General features: G+C 47.1%; 9 protein-coding genes and 1 pseudogene. 6 read left to right on the top strand and 4 right to left on the bottom strand.

What is annotated here, in order from left to right:
• The first annotated feature begins 179 nt into the window (after positions 1–179).
• Positions 180–2,999 (top strand): type 2 lanthipeptide synthetase LanM family protein, encoded by a 2,820-nt coding sequence (locus Xenpb_RS16960; RefSeq protein ID WP_187655399.1) that lies wholly within the window; start codon positions 180–182, stop codon positions 2,997–2,999.
• Between the two features lie 739 nt (positions 3,000–3,738).
• Here Xenpb_RS16960 and Xenpb_RS16955 read toward each other — a convergent pair.
• From Xenpb_RS16955 to Xenpb_RS16940, 4 genes and pseudogenes are all read right to left on the bottom strand, one after another.
• Positions 3,739–4,047: a transposase gene (locus Xenpb_RS16955; RefSeq protein ID WP_255523173.1), complete on the bottom strand. Its 309-nt coding sequence runs from the start codon at positions 4,045–4,047 to the stop codon at positions 3,739–3,741.
• Positions 4,048–4,245: 198 nt separating this feature from the next.
• Positions 4,246–4,566: an IS630 transposase-related protein gene (locus Xenpb_RS16950; RefSeq protein ID WP_187655398.1), complete on the bottom strand. Its 321-nt coding sequence runs from the start codon at positions 4,564–4,566 to the stop codon at positions 4,246–4,248.
• A gap of 217 nt (positions 4,567–4,783) precedes the next feature.
• Positions 4,784–5,095: pseudogene (locus tag Xenpb_RS16945) on the bottom strand (transposase); the annotation flags it as partial.
• Positions 5,096–5,328: 233 nt separating this feature from the next.
• Positions 5,329–6,066, bottom strand: a complete 738-nt coding sequence (locus Xenpb_RS16940; RefSeq protein WP_187655396.1) for a DUF2285 domain-containing protein — start codon at positions 6,064–6,066, stop codon at positions 5,329–5,331.
• A 362-nt stretch (positions 6,067–6,428) separates the two neighbouring features.
• Between Xenpb_RS16940 and Xenpb_RS16935 the strand changes: the two genes are divergently transcribed.
• From Xenpb_RS16935 to Xenpb_RS16915, 5 genes are all read left to right on the top strand, one after another.
• Positions 6,429–7,223: a class I fructose-bisphosphate aldolase gene (locus Xenpb_RS16935; RefSeq protein ID WP_047680461.1), complete on the top strand. Its 795-nt coding sequence runs from the start codon at positions 6,429–6,431 to the stop codon at positions 7,221–7,223.
• A 10-nt stretch (positions 7,224–7,233) separates the two neighbouring features.
• Positions 7,234–8,892 (top strand): class I adenylate-forming enzyme family protein, encoded by a 1,659-nt coding sequence (locus Xenpb_RS16930; RefSeq protein WP_187655395.1) that lies wholly within the window; start codon positions 7,234–7,236, stop codon positions 8,890–8,892.
• A 20-nt stretch (positions 8,893–8,912) separates the two neighbouring features.
• Entirely contained in the window at positions 8,913–9,341 is a 429-nt protein-coding gene (locus Xenpb_RS16925) for an OsmC family protein (RefSeq protein WP_187655394.1), read from the top strand.
• A 125-nt stretch (positions 9,342–9,466) separates the two neighbouring features.
• Complete coding sequence (locus Xenpb_RS16920) at positions 9,467–17,302, top strand: non-ribosomal peptide synthetase (protein ID WP_187655393.1); 7,836 nt, start codon at positions 9,467–9,469, stop codon at positions 17,300–17,302.
• Positions 17,303–17,316: 14 nt separating this feature from the next.
• On the top strand, positions 17,317–21,621 hold the full coding sequence (locus tag Xenpb_RS16915) for an SDR family NAD(P)-dependent oxidoreductase (protein ID WP_187655392.1): 4,305 nt from the start codon (positions 17,317–17,319) through the stop codon (positions 21,619–21,621).
• The last annotated feature ends 18 nt before the right edge of the window (positions 21,622–21,639 follow it).

Below are 21,639 nucleotides of genomic sequence, written 5' to 3'. Positions count from 1 at the left end.
TTGATATCAGAACGCGGGTCATCGATCTTACTGATAAAGTTAAAAATACTCATTATTACGATCGCTATTTTTATGGAATAGCGTGATCTTATCGTTTTAATGAGAGAAAGAGCTATAAGAAGTTATATTCTGGTCTTTATTTAACCTAAATAACCTTACTAAATATATGAGATCTCACCCTGTTAGTTAATCGGATTCGAGACATTCCAAAACTAGAAGAAAAAGAACGAGAAATTATTTCCCATACTGCATATACCACTCTGCTATCTACCCTACATGAACATTTAATCCGTACACTTCTCTTGGAGTTACATATTGCTCGTCAGGAAGGGCGTTTACAGGGAGATAATAGTACACAACGTTGGGAACACTTCATTGAGATTTCTTCACAACCAGATTTCTGGTTGGCATTACAGCAACACTATCCAAATTTGTTAACTCGTATTGAGAGTCTCCTTAGCAATCGTTGCATGGCAATAGTTGATTTTGCCACACATTGGGCAAGCGATCGTACTGACTTGGGCATCTTGTGCGGGGATAAAACTGGGTCCCTTCTGGGGTTGAGTTTTGATGAAGGAGATAGTCATCAAGGACGAACAGTGGTCAAAGTGACTTGTGAAGGAGGGACGATAGTCTACAAGCCGCGTTCAATGATGGTTGATGTTCTACTTGCTGACTTTCTTCACTTCCTTTCCTCAGTACATAAGGAACCCATCACCGCACTTGTACCTCGTACATTGGTATTTGATGGACATGGTTGGGCAGAATTTGTCACCCAGCGTTATGCAGCTAACGAAGAAGAGTTATGCGGTTTTTATCGAGGGATAGGTCAATGGTTGGGGGTATTACGTGTACTTGGCGGTACCGATATACATGCACAAAATATCATTGCTCGAGGTTCCCACCCTATTGTGATTGATTGTGAAACCTTATTTACGCCTAAATTACCTGTCGTTCCTTCTGGCTACGGACAGGCTATGGATCGTGCAACAGAATGGATTTCAGGCACCGTACTTAGCACAGGTATTCTACCAAGAAGAAACACTGGACTTGGGTGGCGTGGCATCGACATATCTTCGGTTGGGGCACTGCCGAAACAGCAACCATTGATACAGCAGCCTGTGATTTTACAAGCAGGAACAGATCAAGCCTATTTGGATACAATAATGGTTCCCGCACCAGTAGCACTGAATCATCCAAGTCCCCAACCTCTCCTAAAGAATTATTGGCCGCAATTACTGGATGCGTTTGACAATATTAACCACACCCTACGTTATCTGGACCACTCAGGTGTTTTGCGCAGCAAACTTGAGAGTTTTGCCAACTGTAAAGTACGAGTTGTAGTGCGCCCTACGGAATCTTATGCTGAGTTAGCTCGCATGTTGTGGCATCCAGTGTCTCTGCATAATGAAATAGATGCCACTGAGCGTGTGTTTGACCTGTTGTCACGTATGGCCATAAATTCATCCATAGCGCCAAGCGACAGAACAGTGATCAATGCCGAAATCACAGACCTGAAAGTAGGTGATATTCCCTACTTTTCAATGGTAGTGAAATTCGGGCAACTGAATGGACCTGGTGGTACCCGCTGGTTATCTTCTTCGAATTTGATCGATGCGACTTTGAATCATTGGCGCGCTGCTGATTTGCAGAGAGAGCGACAGATCATTCACGCTACTCTTGTCAGTGCCTATATTAATGATGGTGGTATGCCCAACCGCCCATCTTGCTGGCCTTCTCTGACTCAGACAGATGATGTAGATCTACGCCGACGTTTAAGACTTAGCATAATCATGCGAGACTTTCTCAAGCATGCAATCTATGGAGAAGATGGTAGCGTAATTTGGATTGCACCTTGCCTCAATCCAAATATTGGCTGGTCAATACGTCCACTGGAGCATGATCTATATAGTGGTCTTTCTGGTGTTGGGTTGGTAGTAGCGGCCTATCTTTATGAAACGCGTGCTGGTCGTACAGATCATGTCGAAGGACTAGATAGCCTGTTGGAAGCTATTCTTTTCACATTGCGTAAAGCTGAAACGAAACACGAGCAAATACGGGCAGATCACATCAAGATACGTTCTTTACCTCCAGGCGCGTACACGGGTTTAGGAGGACAAATCTGGACATGGTTGACTCTTGACATTTTAGGTAATCTTCACGGCGAGGGGGTAGCTCGTGCTCAAGCATTAGCAAAACTACTTCCACAATCGGTAGCTGAGAGCGAGGTAAATGACGTCCTTTATGGCATTGCTGGAGCCATTCCACCTTTACTAGCTTTAGCCAAGCGAACAAGAGATATATCATATCTAGCTATAGCTAGAGAACTAGGCGATAAGTTACAAGCCAATGCACTCTGGGATGGGAAGAAAGCTTATTGGCCTCATCCAATTTGGGTTAATGGACTTGGCGGCTTCTCGCATGGCGCTACAGGTATTGGATGGTCACTCTCTAAGTTAGCACAAGCTGGCGGTGGTTCATCTTATCGCGAACTTGCTGAGGCAGCCTTTGCTTTTGAAGAAAGCTTATTTGATCCTCAAGAGAAAAATTGGTTGGATCTGCGCGGTAATGCCGGTAAAACAGCAACGATGTGGTGCCATGGTGCTGTGGGGATCGGCCTAGCCCATTTAGATCTTGATCCGTTTATCAAGAAAGAGTTGACGCGGGTGCAACTGCATCGTGCCACGTCTGCGGTACAATGTAATGGCCTAGGATGTGATAGTTGCATTTGCCATGGTGATGCCTCTGCATGGGAGCTACTGGATGAAGCAATTGCTCGAGGGCTGGGACCTGTGAATATGAGTAGAGAGGCTTTGTTGGCAAACTGGCTAGCTGCTCTGGAGCAGCATGGCCCACAATGTGATATAGCATCTGATTCTTTCCAGCCAGGATTGATGACTGGAGTAGGAGGGATTGCTTATCAACTATTGAGAGCTCACCCGCAGAGTGATTTGCCATCCGTTCTAACGCTTGCAAGCAGTGAGCAGCAGTTGGAGTAGTTAAAAAAATTAGCCGTCGTTATAGTCTGTTGCCAATACAAATTTTTTTATACTCTCATTTATTGGGGTCCTGATTGAGTAGGACTACCCAGTCACCCAGGTAGGCCCCTCCTCAGAACCGGACTTGCAGAATTACCGCATCCGGCTCCTGACAGATCTGTGTCCCCACACAGTTTCAGCAAGAACTGAACATTGAATGCGTTTTCCAGCGCGATGGACAACCCAGCATTAATGATCAACTTGTATGTTAGGTTTGCTTTTAAAATCGTTGCATAGTGTAGTACCGGATGGCTGGATGACAGTAGCCACTTTGGCCATGAGCCAGTAAGACAGATTTTGCAACAGCCATTCATCCTCAGTATATCGAACAGTATCTCTGGCACCGGCTGTACGGGTAGCCCGCATTAACAAGGTTGATAACCGGAGGGGCTTTATGGAACAGGTTTATTTTCCATATGAAAGGTTAAATCTATGGTCACCTATATGAACGCATCCTGTTTGCAAGGCAAAAATAACCCTGACATCGACGGTAGGTTGCAGCTCTATATCCGTACATGAACTCCCGCTTATGTGCAAGATAAGTTCGTTGAATGACGGTCATAACTGCGTTCGTACATTCGGCTTCTGTGTTTGCAGGTTATTTTCTGCTGAGCCATGATGGATATATGCACACCTGCTCCTTATCGGCCTTCAGACCTTTATTCATTCTTGGTCGTCGGATATAGCAGAATCAATATAATCAGGCATAGTCAACATGTACCCTAAATAGCTCATCAATTGAACACCTTTCTCTTCTTCTTATTGCCTTTACTTCAGCCCATTTGGGTTCGATGGGATTCAAATCCGGGCTGTAAGGGGGTAACCATTCCAACAGGCAACCGTGGTCTGCTATCGCTTTTATCGTGTCATGTCGTTTATGGAATGGGGCATTATCCATCACAATCACGGCCCCGCCTGGGAGCTTTGGCAGCAAATCTTGTGTCATCCAGGCATGAAAGACATCCGCATTAATGTTTCCAGAAAACAAGCTTAAGGTCACGAAGGTCATTTTGAGGATGGCGCCAATGACATTAATCGACCTCTGGCCTGCCAATCGTGTGTACCGAAGCAGCGCCATCCTTTTGTCGAATAGCCGTGTGTACGGGGCATAGACTGCGCAAAGCCGCTTTCATCCAGATAAACAATCGGTTTTCCCACCTGTTCATAATGGTGAATGCGCTCGACAAATGCCTGACGAATCCGGGCATCAGCGTTGGGATGTCTTAGTGTTTTTTTTGACAGTAATCTTCAGCCGTTTCAAGGCGTAATGGATAGCAGACTGTGCAACGCCTAAGCGTTTTGCCCTTTCCCATTGATAGTCATCGGGGTAATTTTGGACATCCATAATGAGCGCCTCATCACTGATTTTCGTGGGCGGTTTATCACGGGTCATACAAGGCTCTATTTTATGACTCCACCGAAATAAGGTACGCATAGAAATGTCAAAATGGGCACTCGTTTGTTCGAAAGTCAACGAATGCTTGTCTTTGTATGCCAGTACCCGCTTTCGAAAATCTAAACTGTATATATGGACACCGATTTAATTCAAGCAGGTAAATCAATTTTCTGACAAAAGTAGTCGCAAGCATATATTCGGCTTCCAGGAGCCCTGATGAAAATCCGCACTCTCTGCCCTCATTAGCCCAACAGTCGTGGCAGACTAAACAGTTTATCAGGTTCACAGAGAGTCGGTACTACCTGTCAGTTACATCAACTTATAGGCTTTTTCGATCACACTAATGCACTCTAATTTGCTCGATTAACGAGTACTGTTCAGGTAGTCCGACATCAAGAGTGCTGAAGTTTTTTTATATTTCATTCTCTTTTTCAACACGTTGCAGTTTATTTTTCAGCTCACGTATTTCAATTTGCTCCGGCGTGATAGGCAGGGCTTTAGGGGATAAGCCTTGCCGCTCCAGCCTCAATTGGCGAACCCAGCTACCTAGGGCAGATTTGCTGACATTCATGGCCCTGGCGGCTTCTGCAATACTGTAGTTTTGGTCAGGCACTAACTGAGCTGACTCTAATTTAAATTCGGGGCTGAAACTTCTTTTCATCGTGTTACCTGTTTAATTGTTGAGGTGAGAATATCACCTCTATGACGGTGACCAAAATCAGTGTGCCACTTCAATAGAGTCATACTCAAACAGTGTCGATAAAATGCTCATTATTCTGTTCAAGATAGCAGCTTGGATTGGGTGATTTCCAACCTCATTTTGTTCATAAAAGCGACCACTTTAATCGATGGATAATAAATGATCTTTCATGCTCTCACTCTGTGAGTGTTACATTAGCAAATAAGTTTTAAATAACCTTTTTCAACCATATTTTGTGCCTTCTTTATTCTGTATCTAATATTTGAACGGATGGAACTGTCTGGATTCCATACATTTTCGACAGGAATATCTTTAAATATTAAACTAGCTAATTCTCTCTGTGAGGCTCCTTTTTTTTGATAATCAAGAATATCTAACAGGTCTAATTTAGAATAGTCAATGTTTTTCTCACTTGACTTACTGTTTAATATTTCTTCAATTTCGGATATTTTTGATTTTACGTTTTTTAACTTTGTACAAAGAGGAAAGAATAGCATTAAACTAATATTTTTCTCATGACTATAATTTTCAACAAAAAACTGAAAATATTTATTTCCCCTTGATATTTTTATGCAATGTTTATTATCTAATGATTTCATCACTACATAGCTAATGCTGTTGTCTATAAATAAATTTATTGCACTATTATTGTTACTTGAGGCTTGTACAATAAAGGCATTAATCCATTTCTCGCTGTATTTTGGAGACCAAAATATATAGGCAGGAATTGTATTTTTGGGGTCTGCATATTTTAATAATCCCCATTTTTTTTCTGCGACTTTATCAATAGGATGTTGTATTAAATAGTATTCTTGGTTACCTATTTTGGGATGTGTTTTTTTCACTCTATCCCAATCTTCGATATATTTATCATTACGCCTTAAAAATTCCCAAGCCAGATCAAATATATCATTTCTATTACCAAATTTCATAATTCAACAATCCACATTTTGTTATGTTTATAGACAGGTGTGTTTTTATTTAAAATTAATTGTATCCATTGAGTTACTGTAACTTTCTGCCATCAATTGTTGCCTTTACATTAACTCATTGTGATTATTTGGTTGTGATTGATTGATTGATTGATTGATTGATTGATTGATTGATTAATTAATTATTTTGATGCTAATTAAATTAAATTAAACAAGGAAGGGTGAATTTTCTGAAACAAAATTTTCACCATTTCGAAGGAATTTCAGATTTGTGATAATAAATGAAAAGAGAGAATGAAGGGATATAACGTCCCCTCTTTATAATGGTTACTCAGCTATCAATCAGCCAATAAGGAAATGTCATGAATACTGGTATAACTCATCGCTGGTCGAAGTTTGTTAATAAAAAAAATGGTCGCTCGTTAATTATTCCAATAGATCATGGTTTAACTAGTGGGCCAATGGCGGGAATAAATAACTTCTCTGCCGTTGAGAGCTGGATAAATAGCTCACATATTGATGGTATCGTCGTTCACCCAGGTTTCTTATATCACCTTGTTAAGCATAATTTGTTACTCGGTACAGCTGTGTGTTTACAAATTAATGGTAATAGTCACCTAGCCCAAGACGCAAGTTTTAAGCCACTGCTGTCAAATGCAGATCTTGCTATGCAGTTAGGTGCCGATGCTATTAGCTTAGATTTACCCTTTAGTCAGCATAATACAGCCCAGAATTTGATCCAACTCGGTCAGGTTATGCAACACACCATACCCCGTGGTATACCAGTATTAGTGATGTTCAGTTTAATTGAGTCGGATTTGAGTGATAAAGAGTACGTGACACGTCACCGAAAATATATCCGAACTTTTAGTGAAATGGGGGTAACGGCACTTAAATTGCGTAAACCAGCCAGATCAGAACTGTTGTTCGAGATTACTGACGGTCTCACTCAGGATATTAACTTACTGTTTGCCGGGGGAGAGCGGAGCAGTGATGATGAAATCGTTGATTTTACCTCTGTCATTATGGCAGCAAAAGCGCAGGGATTGTGCATCGGGCGCAATGTTTTCCAGAGTGAGAATCCGGCACAGCTTTTGAATCGGCTGCAACAAGTGCTATCCACGCAGGAAGCTTATTCTCTGAATGGGGTTTTCTAAGGGGATAGTAATGACGACAATTATGACCGATGAACAACGAAAATCTTTACAGCTAAATCCAACGTTGGGCGCGGGTAATTTCTTGCCTATTGCGCAGGCTTTTTATTCTGCAAACGACGAGGCAAGCATCATTATCCCTGAGGGAACACAAATCGCGGCTGAGGAACACGTCTATCAGTTAACCATTCAACAGCTTTATCAATTGGCTCTCCGCTGGGCTCGTTGGTATCAGGCCAGAGGCGTCAAACCTTTTGATGTGGTTGGGGTTTACTGTGGTGATGGCATTAATTACATTCTACATTATGCCGCTTTAAATGCGCTCGGAGCCGTACCCGCGTTGACTAACGGAGCAATGCCTATCGCTACCGCAGGCGCACACTTTTCTAATATTGGAGCGTGCCTCGTTGTCTCAGCAGGAAAGCAGGGAAGTGTCCTGAAAAATCATCTAAAAAAGCGGATTGAGGTGGTGATGATTGAAAAAGTCTCTTTAGCGTCGGAATTGCTGAAAGAAGCCGATTTTTATCAGCATGAAGCCGATTCTCCTATCATGATCACGCACAGTTCTGGGACAACAGGGACACCGAAGGCTGTGATCCTGGCTCATCAACAGTGGTTTCACGGTATACGCGACTTATTGAACAAGCCTCAGGCGCAAGGCAACGACTATTATCTGAATGCGCTACCGTCATCACATAATTCATCTATTGCCTTTCTTATCCACTGTGCGTTGAGTGGCAGCAAAATCGTTATGGCTTGTTCACGAGAGGGGCAGAATGTCGCGGAATTAATCGAGAAATGGCACCCCTCCACCGTGGTAGCTTTCCCTCAAACTTATGTAGAGCTGGCGACAAACTATGCAGAACGTTGTGATTTTTCTTCGGTGAACACGTGGATAAACAGCGGTGATGCAGCGCATGAACCACACATCCGCCGTTTGGTTCGTCAGGGATGGCACTATAGGGGAAAGGTCCGAGTGGAAGGATCGCAGTTTGTCGACGGGCTGGGTTCCTCAGAAATGGGGCACATCAGCATCCGAATTATCCATACGCCCTATACAAACAACTATGGCCGATGTGTTGGCCTACCACAAGAATGGGTGCAGGTACGCATTTTTCGAGCTGACGGGAGTGAAGCCACAGCAGGTGAAGTTGGTTGTTTAGGCATTAAATCTCCCAGTATTACGCCGGGGTATTGGAACAATTCAGCGTTAACTTACCAGAGCCGAATTAAAGGGTACTGGCTAACAGGTGACTTGGCTTACCAAGATGAGAATGGGTTGGTCTTCCACGTTGATCGCATTTCTGACGTAGTGATGACCTCTGGCGGTCCCTGTTATAGCCTGCTGAGTGAAGAAATTATTTTATCGAATTTTGCAGAACTGGAAGATTGTTCTATTGTGGGAGAGTCTTTTGATTCTAAATTTGCTCAGCCAGTGCTATTTGCCGTTGTACAGCCACAGGCTGAAGTAATAGATGAAGAGGCTTTACTACAACGTATCAACCAGTGTTTGACGGATAGAAAATTGGTTGAATTATCCCAACTGGTTCTTTTGCAGCACAGGGATATCCCGAAAGGAATAACCGGTAAGGTGCTCAAAAGGCAACTGCGCGACGAAATGCGGCGAATGCCATTATTGGCTAAGTTACGGCAGCATACGAGCGCTAACTGAATCAATTAGGAGATAAAAGAGTGCAGATTCAAACTTTTCACGCAGAAGGTAATTGGCAAGGAACCCTGGCTACCGGCAAGGGAATGTTAAATGTGGGGAGCTTAGCGAGCATTATTTCAGTTCCGCAGGATTTAGGTGGATTGGGGAAAGGAACCAACCCAGAAGATTTAATTGTCGGCGCTTCGACTTCTTGCTTTATTATTACATTGAGTGCTATTTTTCAATTTAATAAAATAGAGTATGAAAATATTAGTGTTAATAGTGAAGCTGATTTTTCCATTACTTCAATGGGACCTAAATTAAAAGAAATTAGACATTTTGTTTCTATTCAATCCTCTCATGATTTACCGCGTGAAACTGTGGATAAATATATTAAACAAGCTGAAAAAGGGTGTATGATTAGTATTGCACTAAGCGGTAATGTAGAGGTTACAGCTCAGCTAAATTAAATCATTGCAAAATTATTTTTAATATAAATTCTCTGCACATTTCAAATAAATGTGCAGCATTGGGTTTTACTATTTATTAATCATTAATGGTCTTATTAGGTCAGGGTTGCTCCTGAGGAAATTCTATGTCCAGTGAGTTGCATAATAATATTATTTTAGAGAATGGATTGAATGCGATAAATAAAGGACTTTCCTTGCCTGCGTTATTTGAAAAAGTAACTCAGATATTCTCTCGGGAAGTGGCAATTTATTATGGTAATAAGGCACAAAATAAAGCGACATATAATGAAATTGCTTTGCTTATCCAAAAAGTCATTGTAAAAATTGAGCAGGCAGGATTACCTCCTGGATCGCATATTGGAGTGAATTGTAATAAATCCCCCCTATTATTTGCCAGCATGTTTGCGATTTGGCACTGCGGATACGTTTACACCCCGCTAGAACCCACTTGGCCTGCGGATTATCTTCGTCGGTTAGCGGAATATGCCGATGTGCGCTTGATTCTTCACGATACGGAAGATGGCAAAGTGCCTGCTTGGGCGGCGAATTCCACGGTGCTATCCGCCCATGACATTGAGGCTGTTAGCCAGTTTCAATATCAACCCTTAAATGAGGGAAATATTTCTGCTCCGGCGATCCTGATGTTTACCTCAGGGTCAACAGGGGAACCTAAAGGCGTACTCCACGCTCAGCATCAGGTACTTAATCGTTTAGCGTGGATGTGGTCTGAGCTAGAGCAGCATGCTCCCACTATTGCGGCATCCCGTTCATATATCAGTGTTATGCCATCCATGTGGGAGCTATTGGGGGCACTGTTACTGGGGCAGCCCACCATCATGCTTCCTCACGCATTGCTTAGCGATCCACACTCTTTAAAAGATTTTCTTGTTCAACGTCGTGTTAATTGGATCACGCTCACTCCATCGCTATTACGCTTGTTGCTTACGGCCTGCGACAGACCATTACAGCGATCTGAATGTGCACTGGAGCTCATCACACTGGGAGGAGAAATTTATGATGCTTCGTTGATTGAACAGTGCCAACAATTGTTCCCCGACTGCCGGATTATAGAGGATTACGGTGCCACAGAAGTTAATACTATTGCAGCAAGTATCAGGCAGGCGGGAGAAGCATTAACGTTTAGAGCGATTAAGAATTTACGGGTGACGCTGTGTGATGACCTGTTGCAGGAGGTTGCTGACGGCGAAGTAGGAGAAATTTGCGTCAGCGGCATCGGTGTTGCTTTAAGTTATCACCGGCAAGAGCAGCGGACAGCCCGTGCGTTTCCCACTATCAACATCGATCAGCAGCCAGTACGTGTATACCGTACTGGCGATCTGGGCGTAAAGTTGCCTAACGGTGAGTTTCTTCTGAAAGGCAGGAAAGATGACCGTGTCAAAATTAATGGTCAATCGCTGGATCTGAGTGCCGTCGAGAATGAGCTTAAACGGTTGCCAGAAGTAAAAGATGCCGTTGTATTGTATGACAAAACCCCTACTGGCTATGATCATCTCTATGCTTGGGTGGTCACCGCGAATTCGCTTGCCGATCCTCAGCACCAGAAGATAAGAGAGCTGCTACAGCAACGCGTACCGGCATTTATGCTGCCACATCACATTCAGCCGATCGAAACATTGCCCAGATTGAGCAACGGTAAAGTAGATCGGCGGGCGTTAGCAGAGACGCTGAACAGGCAGACTAAGCCACAACAGCTGGGTAACACAACTGTCGAGCAGCGTGTGCTGGACTGCATTGAACATGTTTTGGGCTATCCTCTGGCCCAGCAGCAGCGGGCAACTTGGACAGCAATGGGGGTTGATTCAATCTCAATCGTGGCGTTAGCCACGGCTATGAAACCACTGTTTGGCCCTGAGTTTTCTGCCATCGATCTCTATAACGCGCCTGATATCGAGACTCTTCTTGCCAGCCATGCAGCTAAATCCATGCATCCTGAGCAGTTATCGCCCGCAGTTGATGATGATATTGCCATTATCGGTATGGCAGGGCAGTTTCCCGGCGCAGATTCAATCACACAGTTTTGGCACAAAATATTGGCGGCAGCGGATGAAATTAGTGAAATTCCCGCAGAACGCTGGTTGCTAGACGAGAGTTTTTACTCTCCTGATGGAGTTGCCTCGCGGAGTAAATGGGGGGCATTCTTGGATAATGCCTGGCAATTTGATGCTAATCGCTACGGTTTTACCGACGATGAAGCTTTGGGATTAGATCCCCAACACCGGCGCTGCTTTGCCTTACTGCGAATGCTGATGGAAGACGCCAGTTATAGCCGTGCAGCGTTGAAAGGCCATGCAGTAGGAATTTTTCTGGGACTTCGGGACTCTTTTTACCATCAGGTATTGCGTGATGCGGGCATCCATCAAGGACCTAACGCGTTCCTAGGAACGGATAACGCAATGCTGGCTGGGCGTTTAGCGCACTATCTAGGGACTCATGGTGCTGCTATGGTCGTCGATACCGCCTGTTCTTCTTCTCTGGTGGCACTGCATCTCGCCTGTCAAAGTTTACGGAGTGGTGAAAGCAGCATGGCAATATGCGGGGGTATTTCACTCACTCTGCATCCTGAATTTTATCTACAAACCAGCCAGTTAAACGTATTTTCACCTCGTGGCAAATGCCGACCGTTTGACGCACAGGCTGATGGTTTTGTCCACGGTGAAGGCGGGGCGTTGCTGCTACTGAAACCTCTCTATGCAGCGCGGCAGCAGGGGGATCATATTTGGGGGGTTATCAAAGGCAGCGTGGTTAACCATGATGGGCACTCTACCTCTGTTACTGCCCCGAATGGCAAGGCACAGGCAGACTTACTCGCTTCCCTGTATCAACAAACCGGTATTTCACCTGCAACGGTTGGATATGTAGAAACGCACGGTACTGGAACCCATTTGGGCGATCCAATAGAAGCCCGCGCGCTTATGCAGGTATTTGCCAGCACAGAGAGAACCCAGCCCTGTGTGTTAGGAACGCTGAAAGCCAACATCGGGCATTTAACTGCTGCGGCAGGCATTGCTGGTGTCGTAAAGGCGACGCTCAGCGCTAAATTTGGCATTAAGCCGCCGTGCTCACACTTCAACGAGCTTAATCCTTTGATTGATTGTGGTTTTCTGCAAACATTCCAGTTGCCTGATACACCGATTCCATGGTCGGAGGCAACGCGTAGAGCCGCTGTGAGTGCGTTTGGCATGAGTGGTACTAATGCACATTGCTTAATTGAGTTTGTGCCAGTGCCCGATGATATCGCTCGCGACAGTGAGGAGCGGATAGGCCGGCAAATTGTCATATCTGCAACTTCAGCAGCACGGTTAAGTGAATATCTGGATGCTTTGCAGCAAGCATTACATGATGATGGAGGGAGGTTATTTGATGTCGCGTGGACGCTGGCTCACCGTGAAATTGAACGCATCGGCTGGTATTTTAGTGCTGATAGTTTGGCGCATTTTCAGCAGATTATCAGTGAGCTGAAACAGAAACAACATCCGGGCAACGGTATTTGTACGCCAGCAGGTAAAATAGCGACATTTACCCAATCTGATCTGTTAACACAATTTGTTGCAGGCAAGCAATACCGTAAAGTTCCATTGCCTGTCAGTCAGGAATCCGGTTCTCTGTACCGTCCACTGTTAGCCGTTAACAAAGGTGTGCCTGTTATTGAGGCGCGTTCTGCGTCAGTAGCGTCATACTCCGTTCAGCAGTTTATCAGCCACATGACTGGCTTAAAGGCAACGTCGTTAGAACAATCGATAACGTTTGCTCAGGCTGGCGTCGATTCACTGAAAATGCTGGCGTTGCAACAAGGTCTACAGCAGTATTTTGACCTGTCTGTCGATCTGTATACATTGATGAATGAAACGAGTATAGCCGATCTGCTGGCACAGCTTAGCCATTCTCATATTACGCCAGCGGTTACCGCATCTTGCTTATTACAAGCAGCACCAGATAACCGCTATCAACCTTTCCCCCTCACAGATTTGCAGGCTAGCCACGCATTCAGTCGCATGACGCAAAAGGGGCTGGATGGTATTGGCAGCATCGTCTGGCTGGAGTTTGCTGTTGCTAATTTAAATATTGATAAGCTACAACACACTTGGCAACAACTGGTTGTGCGACACCCCATGCTGTCGGTAAGGATATTGAAGTCAGGCAAACAGCAGATTGAACATCAGGTTCTTCCTGTGACGATCCCGATGACGGCCTTACATCTTACGGGTCAGGATGTGGAAAGTTATCTGGATAGTGTGAACCAAAAAATGGCAACCCGCCGGTTTGGTATTGACGATTTTCCGCGCTATGAACTTCAGGTAACGCAGGTTAATGCCGAGACGAATCTGGTCCATTTTTGTATGGATGCGGCCGTGATTGATGGTCATAGCGCCCAACTGCTGTTGGCTCAATGGTATGCGCTATACCATGACATGCCTCTCCAGCCTTTACCGGAGATTGACTTCCGCGATGTTGTCCTGCATCAGGCAGATAAAACAACGGATGAATACGCTCTGGCGCTACGCTACTGGAAGCAAAAACTGAGTGTAGCTTGGCGGCCTGCAGCCCTTCCTCCTGGGCAGGCAGAAACTTCGGCTTCCCGGGTATTCAGGCTTACTCACCGCCTGACAGCGAAACGTTATCAGGAAGCCAGTCAGAAGTTGCACACCTCCCCGCAAAACCTGCTGTTTTTCCTGTTCTTGGGCTGGCTCAGTCAATATCAGCAGGGGGAGACATTTGGTGTGATTATGACACTAAAAAACCGTCCGCCGTTGCATACAGATATTGAACAGGTCGTAGGGCCATTCACCTCCATCAGCCTCTTTTTGGCAGAGGCATCTTCCGGTGATTTCGCCCGCTATGTCAGCCGATTGCACGATCAGTTAGAACAGGATCTGCGCCACTATCATGTCTCAGCAGTGGAAGCTTTACGCTCTCTCCCAGTCACGCAGGGGGTACTTCCCATCGTTTATTCCGGTATTACCCGCTATGGTGCTCAAGCGTCTTGGTACGATAACGTCGTGCATGAAAACATGGCAACTAGTGGGGTACGGCTCCACTGCCACATACTGGATCTGGGAGACAGCCTGCAACTGGCTTGGGATATCGACACACATGCTTTAAACCGTGAAGAAGCACTGCGTTATCTTCAGTCATGGGTCGATTTTATGGAAAGCCATTCTCTTTCTGTCACGGCTGAACGAGCTGTTCAACCGCCGTTGGCAGCGCGAGTTGAGTCCTTTCCGTTAACGCCGATGATGTCAAACTACCTGTATCAGCACATGGTACATCCTGGCGCACCGTCTTCCTGGGTTTTGCGCGTTTATCCGGTGTCAAGACTGAGCGTTCAGCAATGGCAGAGAGCACTGCGTCAGATGCATCGGGAGCATCCTATTCTTTCAACGCTAATGACGGCCAAAGGAATGGTGACACCTAATGCGGTGTCTGTAATACCGCCAGTCATACGGGTTGTGATAACGGATCAAGAGGCTACATCGTTAACTGCAGCCTGCCAGCAGCTGGAGCAGCGTTGGAACCAGAAATCCGATGAACCACATGCTGTTTGGCCCGGTTATCAGGTTTTCCTACTGGAATGGCAGGGGGAGAGCTATTTAGCTATTCGATTCCAATGCCTCTGGTTTGACGGATATGCCACTATAAGCTTTTGTGATCGCCTGCTACAACTCACGTTATCAGACGATAAGCATGAAATTTCTGCTGAACGCGATACCGCCGTATTCCGCTATGCTCAACGGCGGCAGGCATTTTCACGTACTCGCAATGCTGATAGTGCACGGGAGTACTGGCAGGAAAAGCTTTCTGCCTGTTCTTCTTCCGAACGGATAAAGTTCGGCAGCGAGAAACAGACACAAATCATCACCTTTCCCCGCGTTGTGCTGGAACAATACGCGGCAGGGAGAGCGCTGGATGCCTGCCTGATCGCTATGCTAAACCGAGCGCTACAGGATGAACCTGCGCTGAGGCCAATGCCGTTGCTGGTCGTGGACTATGTTCATCGCCAACTGAATACCCAATGGCACTCTGCGCTGGGTGATTTCAGTAGCTTTTGCGTGCTAACGCCCGAACAGAGAACCCAACAGGCTGAAGAGATAGCCACTGAGATGATGCGTGACCGCGGTTATAGTTTCCATCATCCTGTGGGGACTGGCGTTGCATTCCCGCTCGTCTTTACCAATGCGCTGAATTACGACGTCAAAACGGTAAATAACGTGCTGCCTGTTTACGTGAATTCCAATACTCAGGGGGTGCTGCTCGATTGTATCGCCTATTTTCAGGACGACGATTTGTGTGTAGAGTGGACTTGGCCCACAGAAATAGGGATAGAGGTCAACTTCCCTCGGACACTAGCTCGTTTTAAATCAGCACTTATGAGGGAGTCTGAGATTTCACCGGAGACTCGTTCAGCCCTGCTGCGCTTTAATCCGTCCCCCCAGGCCTACGATCGTGAAGCCACAATGGTGTCACTGTTTGACGCTGCAGTAGCACGCTATGGTGATGCAGTGGCACTTGTTGAGGATGAAAGCACATGTAGCTACCGTCAGTTACACAGCATGAGCTGCCGCTATGCCAGGTCGTTGCAACAGCTAAGCGGCATCGGTGCGGGAATGATAGTCGCTATTAAAATGGGGCGTACAAAGGAATTAGTCGCGATCCTGTATGCCATCCTGCGTCTGGGGGCAGTATTTGTGCCACTGAATGACAACGATGCGCTCGAAAGGCAGAAAAAAATGTTAGCACGCGCTCAGGCTGACTGTGTGATTGCTGATGCCGGATTGCTGGCTGATTTTCAGGACCAGAGCTGCCAATTAATCTCCGTAGAGTCGCTGCGTAAGACGGCACAGTGGCAGAGCGGTGACCCTATCGATCGCGCGCAGGCAGGTCATTTAGCTTACGTTATTTTTACCAGCGGCAGCACAGGGGAGCCAAAGGGCGTGATGGTAAAACATCGCCCGGTAACCAATCTGATCACGTGGCTACAGAAAGAATATGGTTTTTCCTCGCAGGATCGTGGCCTGTGGGTCAATGCCATCGGTTTTGACCTGTCAATTTTCGACATCTTTGGTTTGCTGGCGACGGGAGCCAGTTTAAGGCTGGTGAGTAATAAACAACGGCTGGACGCGCTCGCCATTCGCAACCTTTTATGTAATGAACCGATCACCTTCTGGAACTCCGCTCCAGCTTATTTACAGATGGTTTTCCCGTTTATCAGTAAGCCATCGGTAAGTCCCCTTGTCTCGCTGCGGCTGATTTTTCTCAGCGGTGACTGGATCCCTCTCAGTTTGGCACAGGGCATTTTAGACGTTTTACCGGCGGCAGATCTGATTGCCTTAGGCGGGGCGACAGAAGCTACCGTCTGGTCCAATTCTTATCCGGTGACACACGTCGATCCACAATGGAGCAGTATTCCATATGGCCGCCCTATGCCAAACAGTCGTTACTACATTCTGCGTGAGGATGGTGCTCCGTGTGATGTCGGGGAGCAGGGGCGTTTGTTTATCAGCGGAGAGTGTTTGAGTGAAGGCTACCTCAATTCCCCAGAGATCACGGCTAAATCGTTTGTAGCGGATCGGTTAACACCGGAACAAACAATGTACGACACTGGCGATCTGGCCCGCTACTTCCCTAATGGCGATATTGAGTTTCTGGGCCGAGCTGACACTCAAGTGAAACTGCGGGGCTACCGTGTTGAACAGGGGGAAATCGCTGCAGTGATGAAACGCCATGGCTATATCGATCCTGTCATTATTCTTGATCAAAGGGCATCTGGTCAGCAGCGGCTGCTAGCTTTTTGTCTGGGCAATGAGGGGGCAGATGAAGCCGGACTGCGCAATAGCCTACCAGCTTACATGTTACCGGATCTTATTCAAGTACTGAGCACCTTTCCGGTAACAGAAAACGGCAAGGTGGATCGCAAACAGTTGCTGCAATCAATACAACAATGAGGAGGGAATAACTGATGTTACAGGGAGATACAGTTCATAGCGAGCTTACCCGAATAGTGGCAGGAATCGTGGATATTGAGCCAGAACAGCTCGATCTTGATACCGGGCTAGGGCAGATAGGATTTAACTCTTTACATTATGCGCTACTGGCTGCGCAGCTTAGCGATATGTTGCGCAAGGATATCAGCCCGACTCAGCTATTTGATTTGCCCACGCTGAACAAGCTGGCTGACTATGTTACTCGCCATCAGATTTTGGCACGTCCTAACGAAATATCATCCCATGAAACGGTGACGCCGAGTTTGTTATCTGAGGAGACGGGTTCGGACGATACGGCGCTGGCTATTATTGGTATCCATTGCCGTATGCCACAGGCCGACGATCTGAACGCGTTTTGGCAAAATATTCTGGCAGGAAAGGAATGTATTGAGCCGATCCCCGCTAGCCGCTGGGACTGGCGCCGCTATTACGATATCCCAAACGGAGCATCCAACACCACCTACGCATATGAGGGTGGATTTATTCGGGGATTTGACCAGTTTGACGCGGAGTTTTTCCGCCTGACACCTCGCGAAGTGGATGTTATGGATCCTCGCCATCGTTTGGTCCTACAGGGGGTGTGGCATACTCTGGAGGATGCAGGTTATCGGCCGAAAGATCTGCGCGGAGAAAATATTGGCGTATTTATTGGTGCCAGCGGAGATGAATATGCCAATCTGCTCATTCAGGCCGGGCATCAGGTTGACAGTTATACGCTAACGGGTACAGGACGGACATTTTTAAGTAACCGAATCAGCTATTGGTTTGACTGGCATGGGCCGAGCGAGGTCATTGATACGACCTGTTCCAGTTCATTGGTTGCGCTAAATAGCGCACACCGTGCCATTCTGGATGGCACCTGTCACAGCGCGATCGTTGGCGGTATGAGCATTTTAATGGATCCGTGGCCGCAGATTGCATTGTCACAGGTTAACGTGCTGTCTGAGGATAACCGCTGTAAAACGTTTGACAGCCGGGCAAATGGTTACGTTCGTAGCGAAGGTGTGGGCATTGTCATGGTTAAACGGCTAGCACAGGCTCAGAAGGACGGTAACTTCATCTACGCGGTAATCAAAGGCAGCGCGGTGAATCACGGTGGGCAAGCCAGTGCTATGACAGCACCTAGAACCAGCGCTCAGGCCAGCCTGATTAGCCAAACCTGGGAGGCTTATCAAGCAGATATACGGGGACTGGGGTATATCGAAACCCACGGGACAGGAACGCAGTTGGGTGACCCGATAGAAATAGAAGGGATCAAACAGGCTTTAGGTGAAATTACAGTCAGTCAGGGGGCTACACTTACCGCAGAGAGCATTGTTCTCGGCTCGGTCAAGGCCAACATAGGGCACTGCGAAGCTGCCGCAGGTATGGCGGGTTTGCTGAAAGTCGTTATGTGCCTGCGTGAACGGGTACGTCCACCTTTGGCTGGGTTACAACAGATTAACGAAAGAATCGATCTGGCAGGTACGGCACTCATGCTTAACCGCCAACCTTTGCCTTGGCCAGAACCGAAAGAAGCAGCTATACGGCGCACGGCAACTGTCAGCGCATTTGGTTTTGGTGGCGTGAACGCTTACGTGATTGTGGAGGAGTATCCGCAACCTGCCCTGCCGCAGCTTAATGTTCCCTTGGTGTTACCGCTGTCAGCCAGAAATGATGAACGGCTAGAGCAATACGTTATGCAACTCATAAACTGGCTAATGCAGCAGCCCGAAGAGCGTGTTCCTCATGCGTTGTTTACCTACCAGTCTGCTAGAGAAAACTTTGCCGTGCGTCAGGTATTCATGGCAGATAGCGTCTCTGGATTGCTGGTGGCGATGTGGGCGTTTATTAACGATAAAAAAGCGGGACAGGTGAAAACGGGCGGTTATGGTGGCAACACTCAACTGAGTGCATCGCAACAGGCCAGCATTACCGATTGGTTACAGGGAAAAGAAATAGACTGGACTGTGCTCTACCCAAGAGAGCTGCCGCAGCGTTTACCCGTGCCGGGTTATCCATTTAACGCTCAACATCACTGGCCAGAGGTGTTACATAACAGCCGCTACGGCAAACTGGATGGCGAACTACAGCAGGTAGCTGCGGATTGCTGGCAGATCAACCTGACCCATGATCAACCCTTTATCCGCGATCATTGCGTCAATGGTGTAACCATTCTGCCAGCGGCAGCGAGTGTCATGTTGCTGGAACAGCTAGCGAGTCAGCATCTATCGCTACGCGGCATATTACATATCCATGCATTAACTTGGCTGACACCGATTCAGTTGGATGAAGCCATGCCGTTGCGCCTCTCTTTCCAAGTGACGGTCGTGTCTGGCACCCGCTGGCAGGTTGAGTGTAGTTCCCGACGTGGAGAAATAAAGCATTTTAGCGCGACATTGGAGAGCGAAAAATTTGCTGCCAACATCGACGGTCTGCAGCAGGGAGCACAACACTTTACTCAGAGCATGACCGCAGAGGAATGCTATCACTGGCTGGCGAAATTGGGCTTATCGTTTGGCTCAAGCCTACAACCATTACAAAAAATTTGGCTTACCGCGAATGAAGCGTTGAGTGAGCTGAGATTGCCAGAACGGGAAATGCCTTATCTAGATCCAGTGTTACCCGTCTCGATGCTGGATGGCATGCTGCAAACTGCGCTGTTGCACCACGCCAGCCAGAGTAACATGCTCAGCGTGCCGTTTTCGATTGCCACAATTAAGATACTGGCTCCGCTCCCGGAGAATCTGTTTGTCCGTGTACGTCAGCATCAGCGTATGGGTTCTTCTCTGGTCTCTTATTCACTCACTGCGTTCAATCAGGCGGGTACTCCGTTGTTGGTCATGGAGGGCGTAGTTGGTCGTCCACTGACGAATCAAGCGCCAGCGCCAACAACCAGTACAGTGACTCGTTTTGCCCAGCGCTGGCAGGAGCAATCCGATGCTCTGCCGCAGGCAAACTATCCCGTACTGGCTCTCTATCAGCAGGGAGATGAGGTGGCAGAGCGCCTCTGTCAGCGCGGCTTAAGCTGGTCTCTTTCCTGGATGGAAGCAGACGATCAGAGTTGGATAAATGCGTTGCAGGCGCTTTCTACGGCCGAAGGCAAACGGGTGATGAATATTATTCTAAGCCGCCAGAATTGGTCGTTAGAGAGCGTGACCGCTTGGCTAGAATGTCTCTATTTCCTGTTGCAAGGGTTAGTGAAGGCTCGTCTGACGGGGAAGATAGTGGTCAATCTGGTCTGGTTTAATGATCCGCAGAACGCTGCCAGTAGTTTGCTAACGGGGCTGGATGGTTTCGCTAAAGGCTTGAGCCATGAGTTTCCCCGCTATAGCGTCAATACCTTAGAGATCTATGGCGTTCACGGCGAAATGAGTGAGTCTCACTACCGCAAGATTGACCAACGTTTACGGCAAATCTCTGCTCTGGACAGGGCAACCTCTTGTCGGTTGGATTTGTTATCTGGGCGGCTACTAACCCGAGATCTGATATACCTTGCCGCTCTCCCTCTTTCTTCCACTGTACAGGTACGTCCATCAGGTGTGTATGTGATAAGCGGGGGTGCAGGGCGCATTGGCCTGTTTATTGCCAATTACCTCATGGTGCGTGGAGCAAACGTGCTGCTGCTGGGCAGAACGGCTGCCAATAGCGTCTTGCCTGAGTTACGTTCCACTTTGCCGGAAGGTGGCTGGGAATACCAATCGGTGGATGTCACTGACGCCGATGCTATACAGCGGGCTTTAGCTGATGCCAGAACGCGCTACTCCACGATTAATGGCGTTGTGCACTGTGCCGGATTACCGCCTGCTTCTTTACTGATCAACAAAACGGCCGAGGGCTACCGAAATATAGTGGAAGGTAAGCTCAAGGGCATTTACCACCTTGATAGGGCGACACAGCATGACTCGTTGGATTTCTTCGTTGCCTGTTCCTCTCTGGTGGCTCTGACCGGCCACGTTGGCGGTACAGATTATGCCTTAGCCAACCGTAGCGTAGAAGGATTTATAGAGCAGCGTCAAAAGCTACGGCAACTGGGGCAACGCAACGGGTATAGCGTCGCCATTGGGTGGCCAGCGTGGGCGGGGGGAATGGTCATTGATGAGAATGAGCTGGCCTTTATCCGTCGTAAGGGGTTTGTACCACTGGATGACCGGCAGGCGGCAGAGCTGGTAACGGCAGCCTTACAGCCTGATGCAGAAGAGATACAACTCGTTGCTTGCGGCGATCCCGGGCTGTACCGCCCGTTTATTCGTAGCCTGACTTTACCTGCTTTATTACCCGATCTCTCTATGAGCGCCTGATTTAAAGGAAAATAGACC

Source organism: Xenorhabdus sp. PB62.4 (assembly GCF_014467285.1).
GTDB lineage: Bacteria > Pseudomonadota > Gammaproteobacteria > Enterobacterales > Enterobacteriaceae > Xenorhabdus.
Note: the sequence above shows the minus strand (reverse complement) of the source record. Positions and strands in the feature narration are given on the sequence as shown.

Bases quoted from the DNA above. Each gene is read 5' to 3' on its own strand.
- Xenpb_RS16935 (WP_047680461.1), top strand. From the start codon at position 6,429: ATGAATACTGGTATAACTCATCGCTGGTCGAAGTTTGTTAATAAAAAA.
- Xenpb_RS16920 (WP_187655393.1), top strand. From the start codon at position 9,467: ATGTCCAGTGAGTTGCATAATAATATTATTTTAGAGAATGGATTGAAT.
- Xenpb_RS16940 (WP_187655396.1), bottom strand. From the start codon at position 6,066: ATGAAATTTGGTAATAGAAATGATATATTTGATCTGGCTTGGGAATTT.
- Xenpb_RS16915 (WP_187655392.1), top strand. From the start codon at position 17,317: ATGTTACAGGGAGATACAGTTCATAGCGAGCTTACCCGAATAGTGGCA.
- Xenpb_RS16955 (WP_255523173.1), bottom strand. From the start codon at position 4,047: ATGACCTTCGTGACCTTAAGCTTGTTTTCTGGAAACATTAATGCGGAT.
- Xenpb_RS16930 (WP_187655395.1), top strand. From the start codon at position 7,234: ATGACGACAATTATGACCGATGAACAACGAAAATCTTTACAGCTAAAT.